The sequence below is a fragment of the Limosilactobacillus sp. WILCCON 0051 genome, from assembly GCF_039955095.1.
GTDB classification, from domain to species: domain Bacteria; phylum Bacillota; class Bacilli; order Lactobacillales; family Lactobacillaceae; genus Limosilactobacillus; species Limosilactobacillus allomucosae.
Genome location: NZ_CP154878.1, coordinates 1,819,764 through 1,834,959, shown reverse-complemented (window position 1 = coordinate 1,834,959; position 15,196 = coordinate 1,819,764). Strand labels below are relative to the sequence as shown.

The 15,196-nt window shown below is 46.4% G+C and carries 16 protein-coding genes, 1 tRNA gene and 1 pseudogene; all 18 read left to right on the top strand.

Features of this window, described 5'->3' with window-relative positions:
* Positions 1-52 precede the first annotated feature (52 nt).
* On the top strand, positions 53-193 hold the full coding sequence (locus ABC765_RS08485) for a hypothetical protein (protein ID WP_347980215.1): 141 nt from the start codon (positions 53-55) through the stop codon (positions 191-193).
* Positions 194-204: 11 nt separating this feature from the next.
* Entirely contained in the window at positions 205-753 is a 549-nt protein-coding gene (locus tag ABC765_RS08480; protein WP_347980214.1) for an ArpU family phage packaging/lysis transcriptional regulator, read from the top strand.
* A gap of 686 nt (positions 754-1,439) precedes the next feature.
* Positions 1,440-1,530, top strand: a tRNA-Ser gene (locus tag ABC765_RS08475).
* A 381-nt stretch (positions 1,531-1,911) separates the two neighbouring features.
* Positions 1,912-2,037: a hypothetical protein gene (locus ABC765_RS08470; protein WP_347980213.1), complete on the top strand. Its 126-nt coding sequence runs from the start codon at positions 1,912-1,914 to the stop codon at positions 2,035-2,037.
* Positions 2,024-2,524, top strand: coding sequence for an HNH endonuclease (locus tag ABC765_RS08465; protein WP_347980212.1), 501 nt, complete (start codon positions 2,024-2,026; stop codon positions 2,522-2,524). Before ABC765_RS08470 ends, ABC765_RS08465 begins: the two co-directional genes overlap by 14 nt.
* A gap of 203 nt (positions 2,525-2,727) precedes the next feature.
* Entirely contained in the window at positions 2,728-3,180 is a 453-nt protein-coding gene (locus ABC765_RS08460; protein ID WP_347980211.1) for a phage terminase small subunit P27 family, read from the top strand.
* Positions 3,181-3,397: 217 nt separating this feature from the next.
* Positions 3,398-5,269, top strand: a pseudogene (locus ABC765_RS08455) (terminase large subunit).
* Positions 5,270-5,281: 12 nt separating this feature from the next.
* Positions 5,282-5,443, top strand: a complete 162-nt coding sequence (locus ABC765_RS08450) for a DUF1056 family protein (RefSeq protein ID WP_347980210.1) — start codon at positions 5,282-5,284, stop codon at positions 5,441-5,443.
* A 14-nt stretch (positions 5,444-5,457) separates the two neighbouring features.
* Complete coding sequence (locus ABC765_RS08445) at positions 5,458-6,603, top strand: phage portal protein (RefSeq protein WP_347980209.1); 1,146 nt, start codon at positions 5,458-5,460, stop codon at positions 6,601-6,603.
* Positions 6,590-7,285, top strand: coding sequence for a head maturation protease, ClpP-related (locus tag ABC765_RS08440; RefSeq protein WP_347980208.1), 696 nt, complete (start codon positions 6,590-6,592; stop codon positions 7,283-7,285). The genes ABC765_RS08445 and ABC765_RS08440 overlap by 14 nt, the downstream gene beginning before the upstream one ends.
* The gene (locus ABC765_RS08435; protein ID WP_347980207.1) at positions 7,272-8,438 is read left to right on the top strand and encodes a phage major capsid protein; all 1,167 of its coding nucleotides are present in this window, start codon (positions 7,272-7,274) and stop codon (positions 8,436-8,438) included. The genes ABC765_RS08440 and ABC765_RS08435 overlap by 14 nt, the downstream gene beginning before the upstream one ends.
* 9 nt (positions 8,439-8,447) lie before the next feature.
* Positions 8,448-8,792 carry a head-tail connector protein gene (locus ABC765_RS08430; protein WP_347980206.1) on the top strand — a complete coding sequence of 115 codons (345 nt, stop codon included), beginning with the start codon at positions 8,448-8,450 and terminating at the stop codon, positions 8,790-8,792.
* Positions 8,755-9,114 carry a phage head closure protein gene (locus ABC765_RS08425; RefSeq protein ID WP_347980205.1) on the top strand — a complete coding sequence of 120 codons (360 nt, stop codon included), beginning with the start codon at positions 8,755-8,757 and terminating at the stop codon, positions 9,112-9,114. Before ABC765_RS08430 ends, ABC765_RS08425 begins: the two co-directional genes overlap by 38 nt.
* 10 nt (positions 9,115-9,124) lie before the next feature.
* The gene (locus ABC765_RS08420) at positions 9,125-9,502 is read left to right on the top strand and encodes an HK97-gp10 family putative phage morphogenesis protein (RefSeq protein WP_225355695.1); all 378 of its coding nucleotides are present in this window, start codon (positions 9,125-9,127) and stop codon (positions 9,500-9,502) included.
* A complete protein-coding gene (locus ABC765_RS08415; protein WP_302148014.1) occupies positions 9,499-9,885 on the top strand; it encodes a DUF806 family protein in 387 nt (128 codons plus the stop codon). The genes ABC765_RS08420 and ABC765_RS08415 overlap by 4 nt, the downstream gene beginning before the upstream one ends.
* Positions 9,886-10,572, top strand: a complete 687-nt coding sequence (locus ABC765_RS08410) for a phage tail protein (protein WP_347980204.1) — start codon at positions 9,886-9,888, stop codon at positions 10,570-10,572.
* Between the two features lie 62 nt (positions 10,573-10,634).
* A complete protein-coding gene (locus ABC765_RS08405) occupies positions 10,635-11,063 on the top strand; it encodes a phage tail tube assembly chaperone (protein WP_347980203.1) in 429 nt (142 codons plus the stop codon).
* Positions 11,064-11,243: 180 nt separating this feature from the next.
* Positions 11,244-15,194 carry a phage tail tape measure protein gene (locus ABC765_RS08400; RefSeq protein WP_347980202.1) on the top strand — a complete coding sequence of 1,317 codons (3,951 nt, stop codon included), beginning with the start codon at positions 11,244-11,246 and terminating at the stop codon, positions 15,192-15,194.
* The last annotated feature ends 2 nt before the right edge of the window (positions 15,195-15,196 follow it).

Sequence of the window (15,196 nt, the reverse complement as noted above, 5' to 3'; positions counted from 1 at the left end):
ATTTTCTGGATTTTTGTAGTGATTTTACTGGCGCATATCTGGGGGTGAAGGAATGAACAGCAAAGCTTGGAGTGCACTTGCCAAAACGGCAAAATATGCTGCCGTTGCGACGATTACGGTAACGGCAATCATGACGACCAACAGTCAAGCGTACAGGTTCTTCTTTTTCTTCCTGAGCCTTTGGTTTCTGTAGGTGTGCAGCGTATGGAAACTAAAAAAAGCCGCATCACAATGACACGACTCTCCAATTTATCGACATCACCAGTATACCAGACAGGGGAGTGTGATGTTGTGGTGCAGACTGATCTAAGCTTGGGGATCGATTACAACGAGACTGCCAAGAACGCACGAAAGTTTTTATCAAAAGGAATCAATAAGTATCTTTACAAGGCGGGGATGCACCGCAACCAGTTAAAGTCACCGACTCTCAACTTAGCAGGCGGCGGATCATCTGGCGGCAACCATGCCGAAGATAAAATCATCAACGGTATGGAAGCAAGCCGGATGTGCCGGTGCATCAAAGATACGTTGGAAAACTGCGAACCGCTGACGTATCAGATTATCTCGGCGGTCTACCTTGAGGGGCTGAAAGACTGGCAGATGGCTGACAAGCTCAGCTACTCGCCATCGCAATATCAAAACATCAAGCGAACCGCGCTCTGCGAGTTTGCCGAACGGTTTGAAGGATTCGAAACCAGATATTCATTCGACCGCAATGATTACGTTTACCTCGTTAAAAAAATCGGAGAATGATAAGAGAATTGGTGTAGCGTTTACGCCATATAATGATATCGTGATAGAAATATCACATGGGTGACTATTTTCTGAACTGGTTTTCTTCGAATCACAGTACAGACGTTTCGGCGTCTGGTTATGCATCGACCGGGCAAGGCAGCCGGTATCCTTAAATAAAATCAATGTTCATGGTTCGCGATCTACATGATTACAGTACCAGTACCTTCTTTCTGATTAGATGATTTGGTTAGGCTTAATTATCGTTTTAAATGTGGCTGTTTAGTGGGTTCGACTCCCACGCGATGCTTTCCCGTCAAGGCGGGAACCCTTACTTAATTTGTATTTTGGATCCCAAACATTAACTCCATAAATTTTGGCACCGCAAACGGTTAGCTATTCCACCTAGCTAGACGGTTCGACTCCGTCATGCGGTATTGTGCTGACACACAGCAGCACATTGTCGGTGTTCTGCCAATACCGGCTGGAAGGTCCCAGGCGGGCACTGAGTTTTAACCATCGTGTCTCAGCGCAAAAAGGGTGCGAGTCCCTTACCTATCCATTTCCTGGCTTTAATTTCTAACATTTGCTTATCAACGACTTATACCTGCCAGGACAACGTATCGAGGCCAATTCCCGACAGCGTGGCAACGTGTTTAGATGGTCAGCTTAAGACCGAACTGACGGGAGCTGGTTCTCGACAGCGTGGAAGTATGGCTGAGTGGCTTAAAGCGCCAGTTTGCTGAACTGGTAAAGTCTTTAAAAGGACTTACGCAGGTTCGAATCCTGCTGCTTCCGTTGCCAGAAATGGCATAGCCAAAAAGTATGATTGCATATCAATCGCATATTGGCAGCAGATATAGCTCAATGGCAGAGCTTCTGATCTCGGTTCGATTCCGGGTATCTGCGTTGAGAGTAGCGCAATTCACTCTCTTGTCTTTCGATTTAGGCTCAGAAAGGCAGACGGTATGGTCATCCCTATACTTCAGGTGGGGATGTCACGGTTCGACTCCGTGAGCCGTCATTCCGCTAGTGGTCAGCGGTGTGCAAGTGCGTCATTTCAAATAATATGCTTGCATTAGCTCAGCTTTGGCTGGGCTTTTTATTTTGGTTGAGGTGGTGACAACATGAGAGCGTACAAGGATTGGGGAGCCTGCTCGTGAAGAGCATAAGCTGCTCGTGCTTGCTGATAAGATCTATCACAAGCAGCATCCAGAACGAGTTAAAGACAAACCGGCTGAATACACGATCAAGCCACCAGTTCTACATACTAGGAAAGGAGGTGGCCACAATGCCAAGGGTTAGACGATGCAGATATCCGGGATGTCATACCATGTGCCAGCTACCTGATCACTACTGCAAGCAACACTACGAGCATGAGGCTGAGTACCTAGCCAGCCGTCAGAAGTGGGCACGATCACACGGCACTGAGTACCAACGCAAGTACAACAACGTCACAAGGTATCGCGATGATACCAAGTCGGCGCAGTACCACTTCTACAAGTCGAGACAATGGCAGTCACTGCGCAAGCAAGTACTCGAACGGGACCACTATGTCTGCCAGTACTGTGGCAAGCCAAACTCCAAGACCGTTGACCACGTCATACCAATCGAGTTTGACAGCAAGCTGCAGGCAGACACTGACAACCTGGCAACCATCTGCCGGGACTGCCATAGACTCAAGACAGCTTGGGAGCAACGGCACTATGGCACTGGCAAAGACAACCAGTTGATAGCTGGTGCTGAGCCGATCCATGACGTGGACGTTATAGCCAAGCTCATGACGCTGTGAGAGGCTCATATTTGCTTTCTCGCGCGTTTTAAATTTTTTTGATGAATTTATCAAGTCGGATTTTAAAATTTACCCCCGCCCCCTAATCGCTTGCCAAAAGGAGCGCACACAGTTCAATCGTCTCTTACAAAAATGCGATTTTTAAAATTTTTACCCCAGGGGGGCTCCGGAACGTTCCGAATCTGCAGAAAGGAGAGCCAAAAATGCCAAAACAGGTGTTTTATAAGCAAAATCACGGCCATTTGCCACCAAATCCGCCTAATTATTTCGGGCCAATTGCTGCTGCTTGCTGGCGAAAGATAGTGCCTTATCTTGAGAGCACCGAGCGGGTCCAGCGAATCGACGCCGGCATGGTCGAACAGTACTGTACTCAGTACGAAATCTACCGTCAGGCGTATGCTGACGTGCAGGAAAACGGCATTCAGACCAAGCTGTTTACGTCGTTGCAGAACGCAGCCGGCGAAATTATCGGTAAGGATTTCACCGGGTACAGAAAGAATCCGGCTGTTGGAATCATGAACGATGCAAACAAGCAGCTTAACTCAATTGGCATTCAACTTGGTTTGACGCCTAAGGGTAGACAGGACCTTATGCAGATTGCTAGTCACGAGAAGAAAGATGATACAATTAGTGCGATGGAAAAATTCTTTGGCTGAGGTAAAGCGATGAGGCGTAAGACTAATCAAGACTTTGTTCGACAAGTCAAAAATTTAGTTGGAAATGAGTATACTCATTATCGTGATTTATTCAAAAACAAATTCTGTAAAGAACACCATATAAGATTAATCAGAATTAAATACACCGAAGATGTTAATAAAGTTTTAGAGCAGGTTTTATAATAACCTGTTTTTTTATTAGAAAGGGGGTGATGCTATGAATATTGACCTTACTCAATCACATGATGTACTTGGCATATATCATAAGATTGACTATTCAGAGATTCGCAAACAATACAATGATGCTGGTACTCGTTATTGCTTTGATGTGCTAGATGAAAAAATTCCAACAGGATATTTGATTAAACTTGCTTGTTTTCGCCATTTACAAGATCTTACAAGACAAAACAGCACAAACTTTCCTTATCATTATTCAATTGATGAAGCTAATAAGTTGCTGAAATTTGCCAGTGTGTGTCCTGATGTTGACACTGGTGAGCCAGCCAAATTGATGGATTGGCAAAAGTTTATTTTTTCTCAATTGATTGGTTGGCGAAACAACGAGGGTGGCAAGCGATTTAGCCGCGCTATTGTTTCTATTTCACGTGGGCAAGGAAAAACTTTCTTAATGGCTATTTTGATGTGCTACTCATATTTAATTGAATCAATAGGACTGTCTAACCAAGATTATTTGGTTACTTCAATTAACTTTAAACAAACCAATAAAATTTTTGGGTACATTAAATCAATGATGAGAAAAGTAACTTCAATTGACCCGTTTAAACAATTGGCTAAAGAAACAGATTTGCATTTGCAAAACGATCAAATTATTGAAAAGAAAACCAACAACATATTGCGAGCTATATCTCATGAATCCGGTCAATATGATTAGCTAGGCTCATTTCATTTTACGACCGCTATTTTTGATGAAATTGGTGAAGTCACAAGCCGTGAGAAAATCAGCAAAATTATTTCTGGCCAAGTGAAGGTTAAAAATCGTCAATTCATTCAAATTTCTACCGCTTATCCAGATCCTTCAGTTCCATATCATGAAGATGAAAAAACGATTGAAGAATTAATGGAAAAAGATGGCGATCGAGATGGTGACACTTATCTGGGGCTAATTTGGAGTCAGGATAGCCTAGATGAAACATTTAAACCGGATACTTGGATTAAAAGTAATCCGTTATTAGGGCTTGATAGCCAAAAGAAAGTTTTAATGCAAGGGCTTCAAGACAAGCGTGATTCGGATATGTTAGCCGGTACGGTTGGCGATTTTCAAAACAAGAACCTAAACATGTGGCTGCAGGAAGCTACTAACTCGTTTCTTAAGCTGGCCGACATTGAGCGAGCGGTTAAAGATGATTTCAGTTTTCGCGGCCAACAAGTCTATATCGGTTTTGACTATTCTATGTTCTCCGACAATACGGCAATTGCCTTTGTCTTCCCGTATATTGATGCTGACGGCAATCAGAAATGGCACGTTAAGCAGCATAGCTTTATTCCATGGCAAAAGGCCGGATCGATCGAGGCAAAAGAAAAGCAAGACGGGATTGAGTATCGGGAATTGGCAAGAAAAGGCTACTGTACGATCACCAGTCATCCGCAAGGCTTGATCAATGACGACCAGGTCTATCAATGGCTGCTTGATTTCGTGGCCGACAATGATCTCAAGGTCCTGTTTTTTGGCTATGACGCGTGGGGAGCAACCAATGCGATCAAACAGATGGAAATCAATACTGAATGGCCGTTGAATCCTATCCGCCAGCGTACCAGCGAGCTGAAAGATCCTACTAAGTTCCTGCAGAAGGGCTTTGTTGAGTCGTCAATCACGCGGGATGATGATGAAATTATGGAAAAAGCGCTTGTTAATGCCGAAATTATTCAGGACAAGATTGGCATACAGGTCGACAAAGCTAAGGCAACGCTAAAAATTGACGTTGTGGACGCAATTATTGACGCTCTCTATCAAGCTATGTATCACTTTGAGGACTTCGGGATTGCCAACGACAAATCAAAACAGGTCGAACTGATGACCAGCGAGCAAGTCAAAGCCTGGTTTGAGAACGAAGACTCCGGCTTGCTGTAAGGGAGGTTGCCTATGCTAAAAATTATCTGGAAATATATTGACGTTTTATGTTTTTTGGCCGCAGCGGTTTTTATCGTCTGGGGCTTTTTTAGACTAAGCATTACGGCCGGCATCTTTGCAATCGGCATTGTGCTGATTGTAGTCGGCCTGATTACCGAGATGATCGCAAGCTGAAAGGAGGTGATTGAATGCCGATTTTTAAACTGAGAAACAAAGCTAACTCTGTTTTATCGATCGCTGATGATCAAAGCATTATCAATTTCCTCAACCCAAATGGCACTAGCGATTATGTGGATGCATCAACTGCTCTGCACAACTCTGACGTCTACTCGCTGATCTTTCAGCTGAGTTCCGATTTAGCAAATGGCAAATTTGTTGCTGAAAAGTCGCGGACGCAAGGGATGCTTGACAATCCTACCGTCACTAGCAACGCACATGCGTTTTGGCAGTCAATGTTTGCTCAGCTGCTGCTTGGCGGTGAGTGTTTTGCCTACCGTTGGCGCAATAGCAATGGTATTGACAGCTACTGGGAATATTTAAGACCGTCGCAGGTATCGCCATATTTGCTGGAAGACGGCTCTGGACTGATCTATACGGTTACGTTTGATGAGCCAAGCGTTGGCGTTGTTGAGGCTATACCACAGTCTGACATGATCCACATTCGGCTTTTGTCCAAAAATGGCGGTAAGACTGGTATCAGCCCACTGTCAGCTTTGGCTAATGAGCTGAGTATCAGCAAGGCAAGCAATCGGCTGACTCTCTCAGCACTTGCGCAGTCTATTTCCGCGCCTGGGATTTTAAAGATCCAGAAAGGCGGGTTGCTCAACGCTAAGGAAAAGGCTCAACGCTCACAGAAGTTTATGCAGCAGATGCAGGCGTCAGGGAGTGGGCCAATCGTACTTGACGACTTGGAAGACTATCATCCTTTGGAAATTCAAGGCAACGTTGCTCAACTGCTGAATCAAGCCAACTGGACCGGCGCACAAATTGCCAAGGTATATGGCGTATCTGACTCAGTTATCAATGGTCAAGGGGACCAACAATCATCGTTGGCCATGATGGGTAATGACTATGCCAAGTCGTTGAGCCGTTTCGCCAAAGCAATTGACAGCGAACTCAGCAACAAGCTGACTGGCAATGTCAAACTGGATCTGCGACCGGCCGTTGATCCGCTTGGTGATACGTTTGCCGGCACGATTGCATCGATGGTTAAATCGGGGACTCTGGCAGGCAATCAGGCTGCTTATGTGCTTGAACAATCTGGGTATTTACCGGCAAAACTTCCACGAGCTGATGATACAGAGAAGGGAGGTGAGAACGATGACCAAGATTAACATTAAAGGTGACGTTGTCGACAACATGACCGGCAAATTTTACAGCTGGTTTGATCTGGATTCAGCCTATCCTCAGGCGGTTGAACGGACATTAGCCGACGCTGATGATGATCTGGTGGTGGACATTGCATCGCCAGGCGGAGACGTACACGCAGCGTCTGAAATCTATACGATGCTGCGCGACTATCCGGGCAAAGTTACGGTTAACGTGTTAGGCCTAGCTGCTAGTGCTGCATCAGTCATCGCAATGGCTGGGGATGAGATCAATATGTCGCCAACCGCGCAGATGATGATCCATAAGGCATGGACCGTAACGCAAGGCAACGCCGATGATCTCGACCATGATTCCAAGATGATGGATACCGTTGACCAAACGATTATCAACGCTTACGAAGCCAAAACCGGCTTAAAGCGGGATGAAATCGAAAAACTGATGGCAGACGAAACTTGGATGACGGCTAAAGATGCCGTTGATAAGGGTTTTGCTGACAAAATCATGTTTGCTGACGAAAATCAGCCGCAAGTGGTCAATGCTGTCCACAGTATCCCTTCACACGCCGCAATCAACAAATTCATGACGCTTATGGCCAAGGCTGAACAGCCAAAGCCAGCTCCGTCTGTTTATGACGAAAAGCTGGCTATTTTATTAGACAAAAAGGAGGCCCAACATGGGAATCAATGAACTGAACAACGCTTGGATTGAAGCCGGCCAAAAGGTTTCTGATCTGAACGATAAGCTTAACGTCGCTCTGATGGACGACTCTTTTGATCAAGCAGCTTTTGCAGATTTAAAGGAACAACGCGACCATGCCAAGGAACGTCGCGATGCTCTGAAAGACCAGCTTAATGAAGCTCGTGCAGCAGAAGTAGTTAAGATGCACGACAACGACAAGGAACCGCTGAATGACAGTCAATTGTCGCTGAAAGACAAGTTTGTTAAGGACTTTAAGAACATGGTTACTACGGGCACGTCTGGCACTGGTAACGGTGGTCTGACGATTCCAGATGACATCCGTACGACTATCAATACTCTTGTACGTCAATATGCATCTCTGCAGAACTTGGTTCGTGTGGAATCCGTAACTACCGAATCTGGTTCGCGGGTTTACGAGAAGTTCTCCGACATCAAGCCATTGGCATCGCTGGACGATGAAACGGCTGCAATCGGCGACAACGATGATCCAGAACTGACTACGATCAAGTACCTGATCAAGCGTTACGCCGGCATCACGACTGTTACCAACACGCTGTTGAAGGACACGGCCGAAAACATTCTTGCATGGCTGTCTACTTGGATTGCCCGCAAGGTTGTCGTTACTCGTAACCAAGCTATTCTGGCAGTTATGAATACGGCATCCAAAAAGCCAACGATTGCTAAGTTTGATGACATCAAGGATCTGGAACTGACCGCACTTGACCCTGCAATCAACGCTACGTCATCGTTCTTGACCAACCAATCTGGTTTTGCCGTTCTGGCTAAGGTTAAGAACGCAATGGGTAACTACCTGGTACAACGCGACCCAGCCAGCCCAGAAATCTATCGCATTGGCGGTAAGCCAGTCACGGTAGTTGCTGACCGTTGGCTCCCGGACGTATCCAGTGCTCATCCACTGTACTATGGCGACTTTAAGCAGGCTATCACGCTATTTGACCGTGAAAACATGAGCCTGTTGGCAACTAACATCGGTGCCGGTGCTTACGAACATGACGAAACCAAGATCCGTGTCATTGACCGGTTTGACGTCGAACAAGTCGATGGTGACGCATACGCAGTTGGATCGTTTACGACAGTTGCTGATCAGACGGCTAACTTCCAAGCAGGCGCTGGTAAGTAGGCGATTTAAATGGCTGTATCAGTAGACGATGTAAAAAGGGTACTATACCTTGACGGCACGGACGATGACGTACTGCTGCAGGCCTACATTGATGCAGCCGAGCAGTACGTTAAAGGTGCAATTGGTGATGGGGATGCATTTTACACGCAAAACAGCGTCTCGCCATTGTTTGATATGGCAGTAAAGTCGCTTGCAGCTACTTATTACCAATATCGCCTGAGCATGTCAGATATCCAGACATACGAGATTGATCTGACTGTCAACAGCATTATTGGTCAGCTGCGTGGACGATACGACGTTTGGGAGGCGAGCCAAGATGAAACTACCAATCAGCCGTCTGAACCACATAATTGAACTCGGTACGGTATCAACCGTGCCTAGCAGGACATTAGGCGGTTCACGTCAAAAGTTTGTGCCGACTCAAACTCTGCACTGCGCAATCTATCAGCGGTCTCAATCACAGCAGTATGCTTTGGTTGGGACGGCATTAGCAGATACAACGGTAGTAGCCGTCCGTTCTCAGTATCACGTTGACAAACAGCTCAAGGTGAGATTCAAGGACGACAGTACGATCTATGACATCTTGGCCATATCCAGGGATGAGAGCCATACGACTGCGCGTTATGATCTGCTGACGCTTAAGGCCACTAAGAAAGCTGGTGCTACTAATGGATGATCTCGGTAAAATGCTAGAGGTATTTGGCAAGAATGCCGAAAAATTTGCCATTCCAGATCATGCTACGAAGAAAGCAATGACTGCTGCTGGAGCAAAAGTTTTAGCAGACGAGTTGCGTAAAGCAACCCCGCGCTCGACAAAGAAAAATCCAAAGTATGGCCACCTGCAAGACAATGTTGGTTTTCAAAATACTGACATTGACGGCGAAGATGACGGCAATTCCGTTGTCGGCTTTGGTCAAAAAGCCTATATCGCCAGATTCTTGAATGATGGAACCGTTAAGATGAAGGCTACTCACTTTGCTGACAACGCGCGTCGTGATTCGGCTGACAAGGTTTTTGCAGCAGAGAAAAAGGTGCTTGACGCAAGAAATGGCGGTGTCAAATGATGGAACTGCCAGTTTTTCAAGCGTTAGATCTGCTCGATGGCAAATTTGACTGGATTAATAAGATTTATACTGATTCAATCCCAGAAGAAGAGTCCGATTATGAAGACAAGACGATCTGCTTGATTACTGAATGGCTGAACGAGCCTACCTACTATGCCAACCATACTTTCAAGGGATGGACGGTCGGCGTGGAAGTTCAGATATTCTACAAGCTCGATAACGATATCAGCACGCTAGATGGCGAACAGGCACTGGCACGGCTGTTTGTTGATAATAATTGGACTGTCGAACAATCGAAGAATCACATAAAAGACCCCGACACTAAACAAGTGACGAAGGTCTTTTATTTTGCAAAAGATGAAATTATCAAGGAGGGGAATTAAATGTCCGCAGGTATTTCTACTTCCGGTATCAATTGGATCGCGTTGGGACTGATTGACGATACCGGGAAAATTATTGCTGACGCTAAAAAGGGGCTCTCTGAGTCCGGCGTAGTATTGCTGGACGGTGATGGCGAAGGTGCCACGACTGCCAACATTACCAATATCGAAGAAGCAGGTACGCAACAATACGCTAACAACAAAGTTAAGCGTACGTCTCACGGTGTTCCAACGCCGCAAGTTGCTGTTACGTACCTTGACTTGCCTTACGAAATCGGCATGAAGTGCAACGGCTACGAGATCGATGCGACCGGTGGTGCAACGCTGGGCAAAAAGCCACACTTGGCAATGCTAATTTGCTCTGACGACTTCAAAGGCAACAAGTACTTTGACGGTTTCGCCAATGGTGAAATGATTATGCCAACTCGCAATCATGGTACTAACAACAAAAACGAAACTGACGCCAATGCTGCATTTACCTATCAAGCTTTGACGCCAATTGACGACACTGTCTTTGTTAGCTCTGACGGTACGCAACAGCCTTACAAGCAGTGGAACAGCGGAGCAACTGGATACAGTGCTGCAGCTATGCTTAAGGAAGTATTCGGTGGCTATACCGGTGACGATATTACCAAGCATGGCCAAACCACTACTACCACTACTACCAGCAATACTGTTACTCCAAGCTAAAAAACTTAAGTCGCCTAGTAAATACACAGTACCAATGGGGCGGCTGATATGAGGTGTCAAAAATGGAAAAAATTAAAGTAGACGCATCCCTGTTTGGCATTAAACAGCCAATTGCGGTTAAGCCAACCGTTCGGGTGACGTACAAGCTTAACCAGTTAATGAAACAGGCGCTAGAGGCTTCCTTGGTTACGGATGATACACCTATTGACGATAATGATGCGCAGGGAAAGTTTGTCGAAGCTATTGATCAGGAAACTGAATTTATTAATGGCGCAATCAAATTTATCGCGCAATTGTTGCATATTGATGAAGACCGTATTTGGGACAACGCCACCGAAGAAGAAATTGGGGCTTATCTGTCTTACTTGCGGAGTCGTATGTCTGGCATTAGCGAAAAGGAAGCACAAGAAGCACTTAAAGCTACGGATGAATCCCCAAAATCGGTAGCGGAGAAATCCGCAAAAGAATCTGGGAACTCAAACAAGAAATAGAAGACATCAATTACCTTAAACAGCAATTGATGCTTAATAGTGGCGTTTTACCAGATGATTTGGACAATCAAAACTATTTGGAACTGTTGGAAACTTTGAATGCGCGGTCAAGGGATGATAGGCCAATGAACCCAGAAGACGCGCACGCGCAATTATCTAAGATGTTTGGAGGTGGATAGCTTGAAAGTACAGAATGAAATGGCCACACGGATTTCGGTTGATACGATTTCTGCCGTTGGAAGCATGTCCGCCTTCCGAAACGCAATCACAGCCACAACCAATGCCTGGAAGGCTCAAGAAATAGCCTTAAAAAACAGCGGCGACTATACACAGGCGGCTAAGGTAAAACTTGATGGCCTTACTCAGGCAATGGAGCTGCAACGTGCCAAAATCGAAGAGTTGCGTAGTCGTCAAGAAGGACTTGACCAGTCAAACGAGAAACAGGCCAACCAGTGGCTGAAACTTGAGAAGCAGATCAATCAAGCCAACCGTCAATTAGCCAGCTACGAAGCACAGGCTCAGCGTGCTAAAGCAGCCTATGAGTATCAAGCGTCTGGCTTGTCAGACCTACAGTCCAAGTACAAGTTGACGCAATCAGCATCACAAGCCTACGTTGATCGTATGGCGGCCGAGCATCGCACTGCTTCCGAAACCGTTGCACGCTATCATCAACTAGCTTCCGGACTGGAAAACCTGCAACAGCAGTATAAAATCCAGTCCAGAATGCTTGAGGAAATCAAGAGCCGTTCTGGCGAAACGTCTGACGCTTATCTCAAACAGAAACAGCGGTTAGACCAGACTGCAACGTCGATTGCTAAAACACAAGATGAGCTTAAACAGCTTCGTGTACAGGAAGCATCCCTTGAGCCAACCGGCATTGCTCGCGTTGATAATGCAATCATCAAGATGCGTGACCACACTGAGCAGATTCAGCCAAGGCTGGAACAGCTTAAAGGCCAAGTAAACAGTTTCTGGGATTCTGTTAAAAGCGGGGTTATGGCTGCCGGGGTTGCCGTCAGCGCATTTACTGCATATACGGTTGACGGCGCCAAGAAGGCTGAAGACATACAGCATACGTATGTCACCAACACCAACCTGATGACGACTGCCGGCGAAAAGCATAAGGATGTCCAGAAGGCAATCAATCAGATGTATGCCGATGGTTCCAGCTTGTCGGTCAAATACGGTGTATCGCAACAGCAAATCGCCGAAGGTTACCAGACGCTGATCAAGCGTGGGTACGACAGTCAAATGGCCTTGGGTGCCATGCCGCAACTGCTTAAAGCAGCTAAGGCTTCCGGGGATGACTTTAATGACACGATGGAAGTCACGACCTCAACTCTGGAAGCTTTCGGCATGAAGTCCGACAATGCCAACAAGATGATGCAGGCCACGTCTTATACGGCAAACACTCTGGCCAAGGCGGCTGATGTTACGTCTACCGACTTCTCGAAGCTTGGTATTGGTATGCAGTATGCCGGCGGTACGGCAAAAGGTGCTGGTATCTCGATGAGAGATGCTGCATCAGCGCTGGGTGAGTTGTCCAACAACGGTTTGGAAGCATCTCAAGCCGGTACCAGTCTGCAGCGGATTATTGTACGTCTGTCCAGCGGATCTCAGAGTGCAACAAAGGCATTTAAAGAATATGGATTGTCAATTGATGACTTCAAGACTAAGTCTGGGAAGCTCAAATCGATTCCAGAAATCTTTGATCAGATCAATAAAAAGGTTCCTAAGGCAGACCGGCTGAAAGTCTTTAACCAGGCATTCGGCCAGTCGGCACAGTCTGCCGCTGTTATCTTATCTAATAACCTCAAGGACCTTGATGTAGTCGAAGGTAAGGTTAAGACTGCGTACAACGAAGACTATGTCGGCAAGCTAGCTCTGCGCAATATGAAGTCCGCTAAGAGTGCTCAAGACCGATTTAAGTATGCCTCGCAAGCAATTCAGATTGAGGTTGGTCAGGCACTTCTGCCGGCAATTTCTAAGGCGTCAGTAGCCTTGGCAGAAGCTTTTAGCAAAAAGTCTACTAAACAGGCATTTGCTGACTTGGCCAAAGACCTTGGCAAGCTCTCAATGGCGGTTGTCAACTTTGCTGTGTACTGTTCCAAACATAAAGCAGTAGTAGTTGGCTTTGCCAAAGCCGTTACGGCAGCATTTGTCTTTACCAAAGCAATGTCTGGCCTTAATGCTCTGATCAAGGGGATTGGGCTTTTTGCTCGTGTGCTCAAGGTGGCCACGCTTGGATTTAATCCATGGATGATTGCAATTGAAGTCGCACTTGCACTGATCATTAAGTACCACAAGCAGATCGGCAAGTTCGCCAAAGATTTCGGCAAAGCCTTTAAGGGCCTTGGTACGCTTATCGTCAAACGAACCAAGGAAACCAACAAAGAGATTGGCAATTGGTGGAATTCGACCAAAAAGAGTTTTGCTGACGGCTGGAAAGACCTGAAAAAAAAGACCAGCGATGGCATTGACAACGTAAAACGTGGTTGGGACAGATTGAGCAGCGATACTGCCCGTTCGGCTCAGCAGATGTTTAACAAACATAAGTCTACGTTCCAAGCTGGCTATAAAGTTATCGAGGACCGGACTACTACTTGGCATGATCTTGTTTCGGGGCGTTGGGATCGCTTAGGTGAAGACACCGAACGTACTGCGCAGGACATGTTTAAGCTCAATCGCAAGATCTTTTCCGACATGTACAACAAGCTGAATGACATGACTAACGGTCGTTTAGGTGACATGCTTAAGGTTTGGCAGGACATTTTCGGCAAGATCCAAGATGCAGTTAGCAATGCAGTCGGCAGTGTGCATCGCCACTTTGTCGACCTGGTAAATGGCGTACTCAAGCCGTTCAAGACCATGATGGATGACATCAAGGGCGGTATCAACTGGATCCTTGATAAAGTCGGCGGTTCTAAGATTGGTGGAGATTTCAGCATTTCAATGCCAAGCTATGCCAACGGTACCAATGACACTCATCCCGGCGGTTTGGCCAAAGTCAATGACGGCTTAACGGCACATTACCGTGAGATGTTTATGACCAAAGACGGGCAAGTTGGGATGTTCCCAGCTAAGCGCAACTTGATTCTGCCGTTGCCTAAGGGTACCAGTGTGCTTGATGGTGAACGGAGCTATCAGCTGTCGCGTATGTTCGGGATGATTCCGCATTATGCAGACGGTGTGGGCAATGCTTTTAGCTCTCTGCTCAACAAAGTAGGGGATGCAACTGATGATGTTTTAGGCATGGTTGACAAAATCATGTCAAAGCCGGTCGAATTTATGGAATCCGTATTCCAAAAATTTGTCCACGTCAGCACGCCGGTTAAGTTTGCTGCAGAGTTGGTTAAGGACGTGCCGGTTTATATCGCTAAGCAGATGGGCAACTGGATTAAAAAGCAGTTTGAGACGCTTGCCAATCCAGGCGGTGCCGGTGTCGAACGCTGGCGCCCTTACATCATCAAAGCCTTCAAGACTTTGGGGGTTGAGGCTACCGCCACTAAAGTTTCCAAACTGTTAAAACAGATCCAGACCGAATCTGGCGGTAATCCAACCGTACCGCAAAAGGTTTGGGACATTAACATGGCAAACGGCAATCCCGCGCAAGGGCTGCTGCAGTTTATTCCAAGCACTTTTAACCGCTGGGCAATCCCTGGCCACAAGCAAATCCTTAATGGATATGACCAGATCTTAGCTGCTATCAACGCTCTGGAACACGGCGGTGAAGGCGGCTGGGGCAATGTCGGTCAAGGCCACGGCTGGGCTAACGGTGGTCTGATCTCTAACCATGGCGTTTATGAGATCGCAGAAAAGAACATGCCAGAATATGTCATCCCGACCGACATCAGCAGACGGTCACGTGCATATCAGCTGCTTGGCGAGGTCGTTACCAGATTCCGCAACGATGATCCTACTTTGAGCCATAATGCTCAATTTGTCGGTGAAAATAATCGCCAGTCAGACGCTCTGAGCCACAAGTTAGACGAGTTACTGTCCAAGTTTGATATTTTGTTGCGTCTGAGCGGTGATCAGGTAGACGCAATTAAAGCACAAGGCAGTCTTGATATGCAACAGTTGTACAAAAAGGAAGCAAAAGACGCTCGTATGCGTCAATTAGGATTCTAGAA

Coding starts and splice junctions, on each gene's coding strand:
- ABC765_RS08485 (WP_347980215.1), top strand. CDS start 53: ATGAACAGCAAAGCTTGGAGTGCACTTGCCAAAACGGCAAAATATGCT.
- ABC765_RS08480 (WP_347980214.1), top strand. CDS start 205: ATGGAAACTAAAAAAAGCCGCATCACAATGACACGACTCTCCAATTTA.
- ABC765_RS08465 (WP_347980212.1), top strand. CDS start 2,024: ATGCCAAGGGTTAGACGATGCAGATATCCGGGATGTCATACCATGTGC.
- ABC765_RS08460 (WP_347980211.1), top strand. CDS start 2,728: ATGCCAAAACAGGTGTTTTATAAGCAAAATCACGGCCATTTGCCACCA.
- ABC765_RS08450 (WP_347980210.1), top strand. CDS start 5,282: ATGCTAAAAATTATCTGGAAATATATTGACGTTTTATGTTTTTTGGCC.
- ABC765_RS08445 (WP_347980209.1), top strand. CDS start 5,458: ATGCCGATTTTTAAACTGAGAAACAAAGCTAACTCTGTTTTATCGATC.
- ABC765_RS08440 (WP_347980208.1), top strand. CDS start 6,590: ATGACCAAGATTAACATTAAAGGTGACGTTGTCGACAACATGACCGGC.
- ABC765_RS08435 (WP_347980207.1), top strand. CDS start 7,272: ATGGGAATCAATGAACTGAACAACGCTTGGATTGAAGCCGGCCAAAAG.
- ABC765_RS08430 (WP_347980206.1), top strand. CDS start 8,448: ATGGCTGTATCAGTAGACGATGTAAAAAGGGTACTATACCTTGACGGC.
- ABC765_RS08425 (WP_347980205.1), top strand. CDS start 8,755: ATGAAACTACCAATCAGCCGTCTGAACCACATAATTGAACTCGGTACG.
- ABC765_RS08420 (WP_225355695.1), top strand. CDS start 9,125: ATGCTAGAGGTATTTGGCAAGAATGCCGAAAAATTTGCCATTCCAGAT.
- ABC765_RS08415 (WP_302148014.1), top strand. CDS start 9,499: ATGATGGAACTGCCAGTTTTTCAAGCGTTAGATCTGCTCGATGGCAAA.
- ABC765_RS08410 (WP_347980204.1), top strand. CDS start 9,886: ATGTCCGCAGGTATTTCTACTTCCGGTATCAATTGGATCGCGTTGGGA.
- ABC765_RS08405 (WP_347980203.1), top strand. CDS start 10,635: ATGGAAAAAATTAAAGTAGACGCATCCCTGTTTGGCATTAAACAGCCA.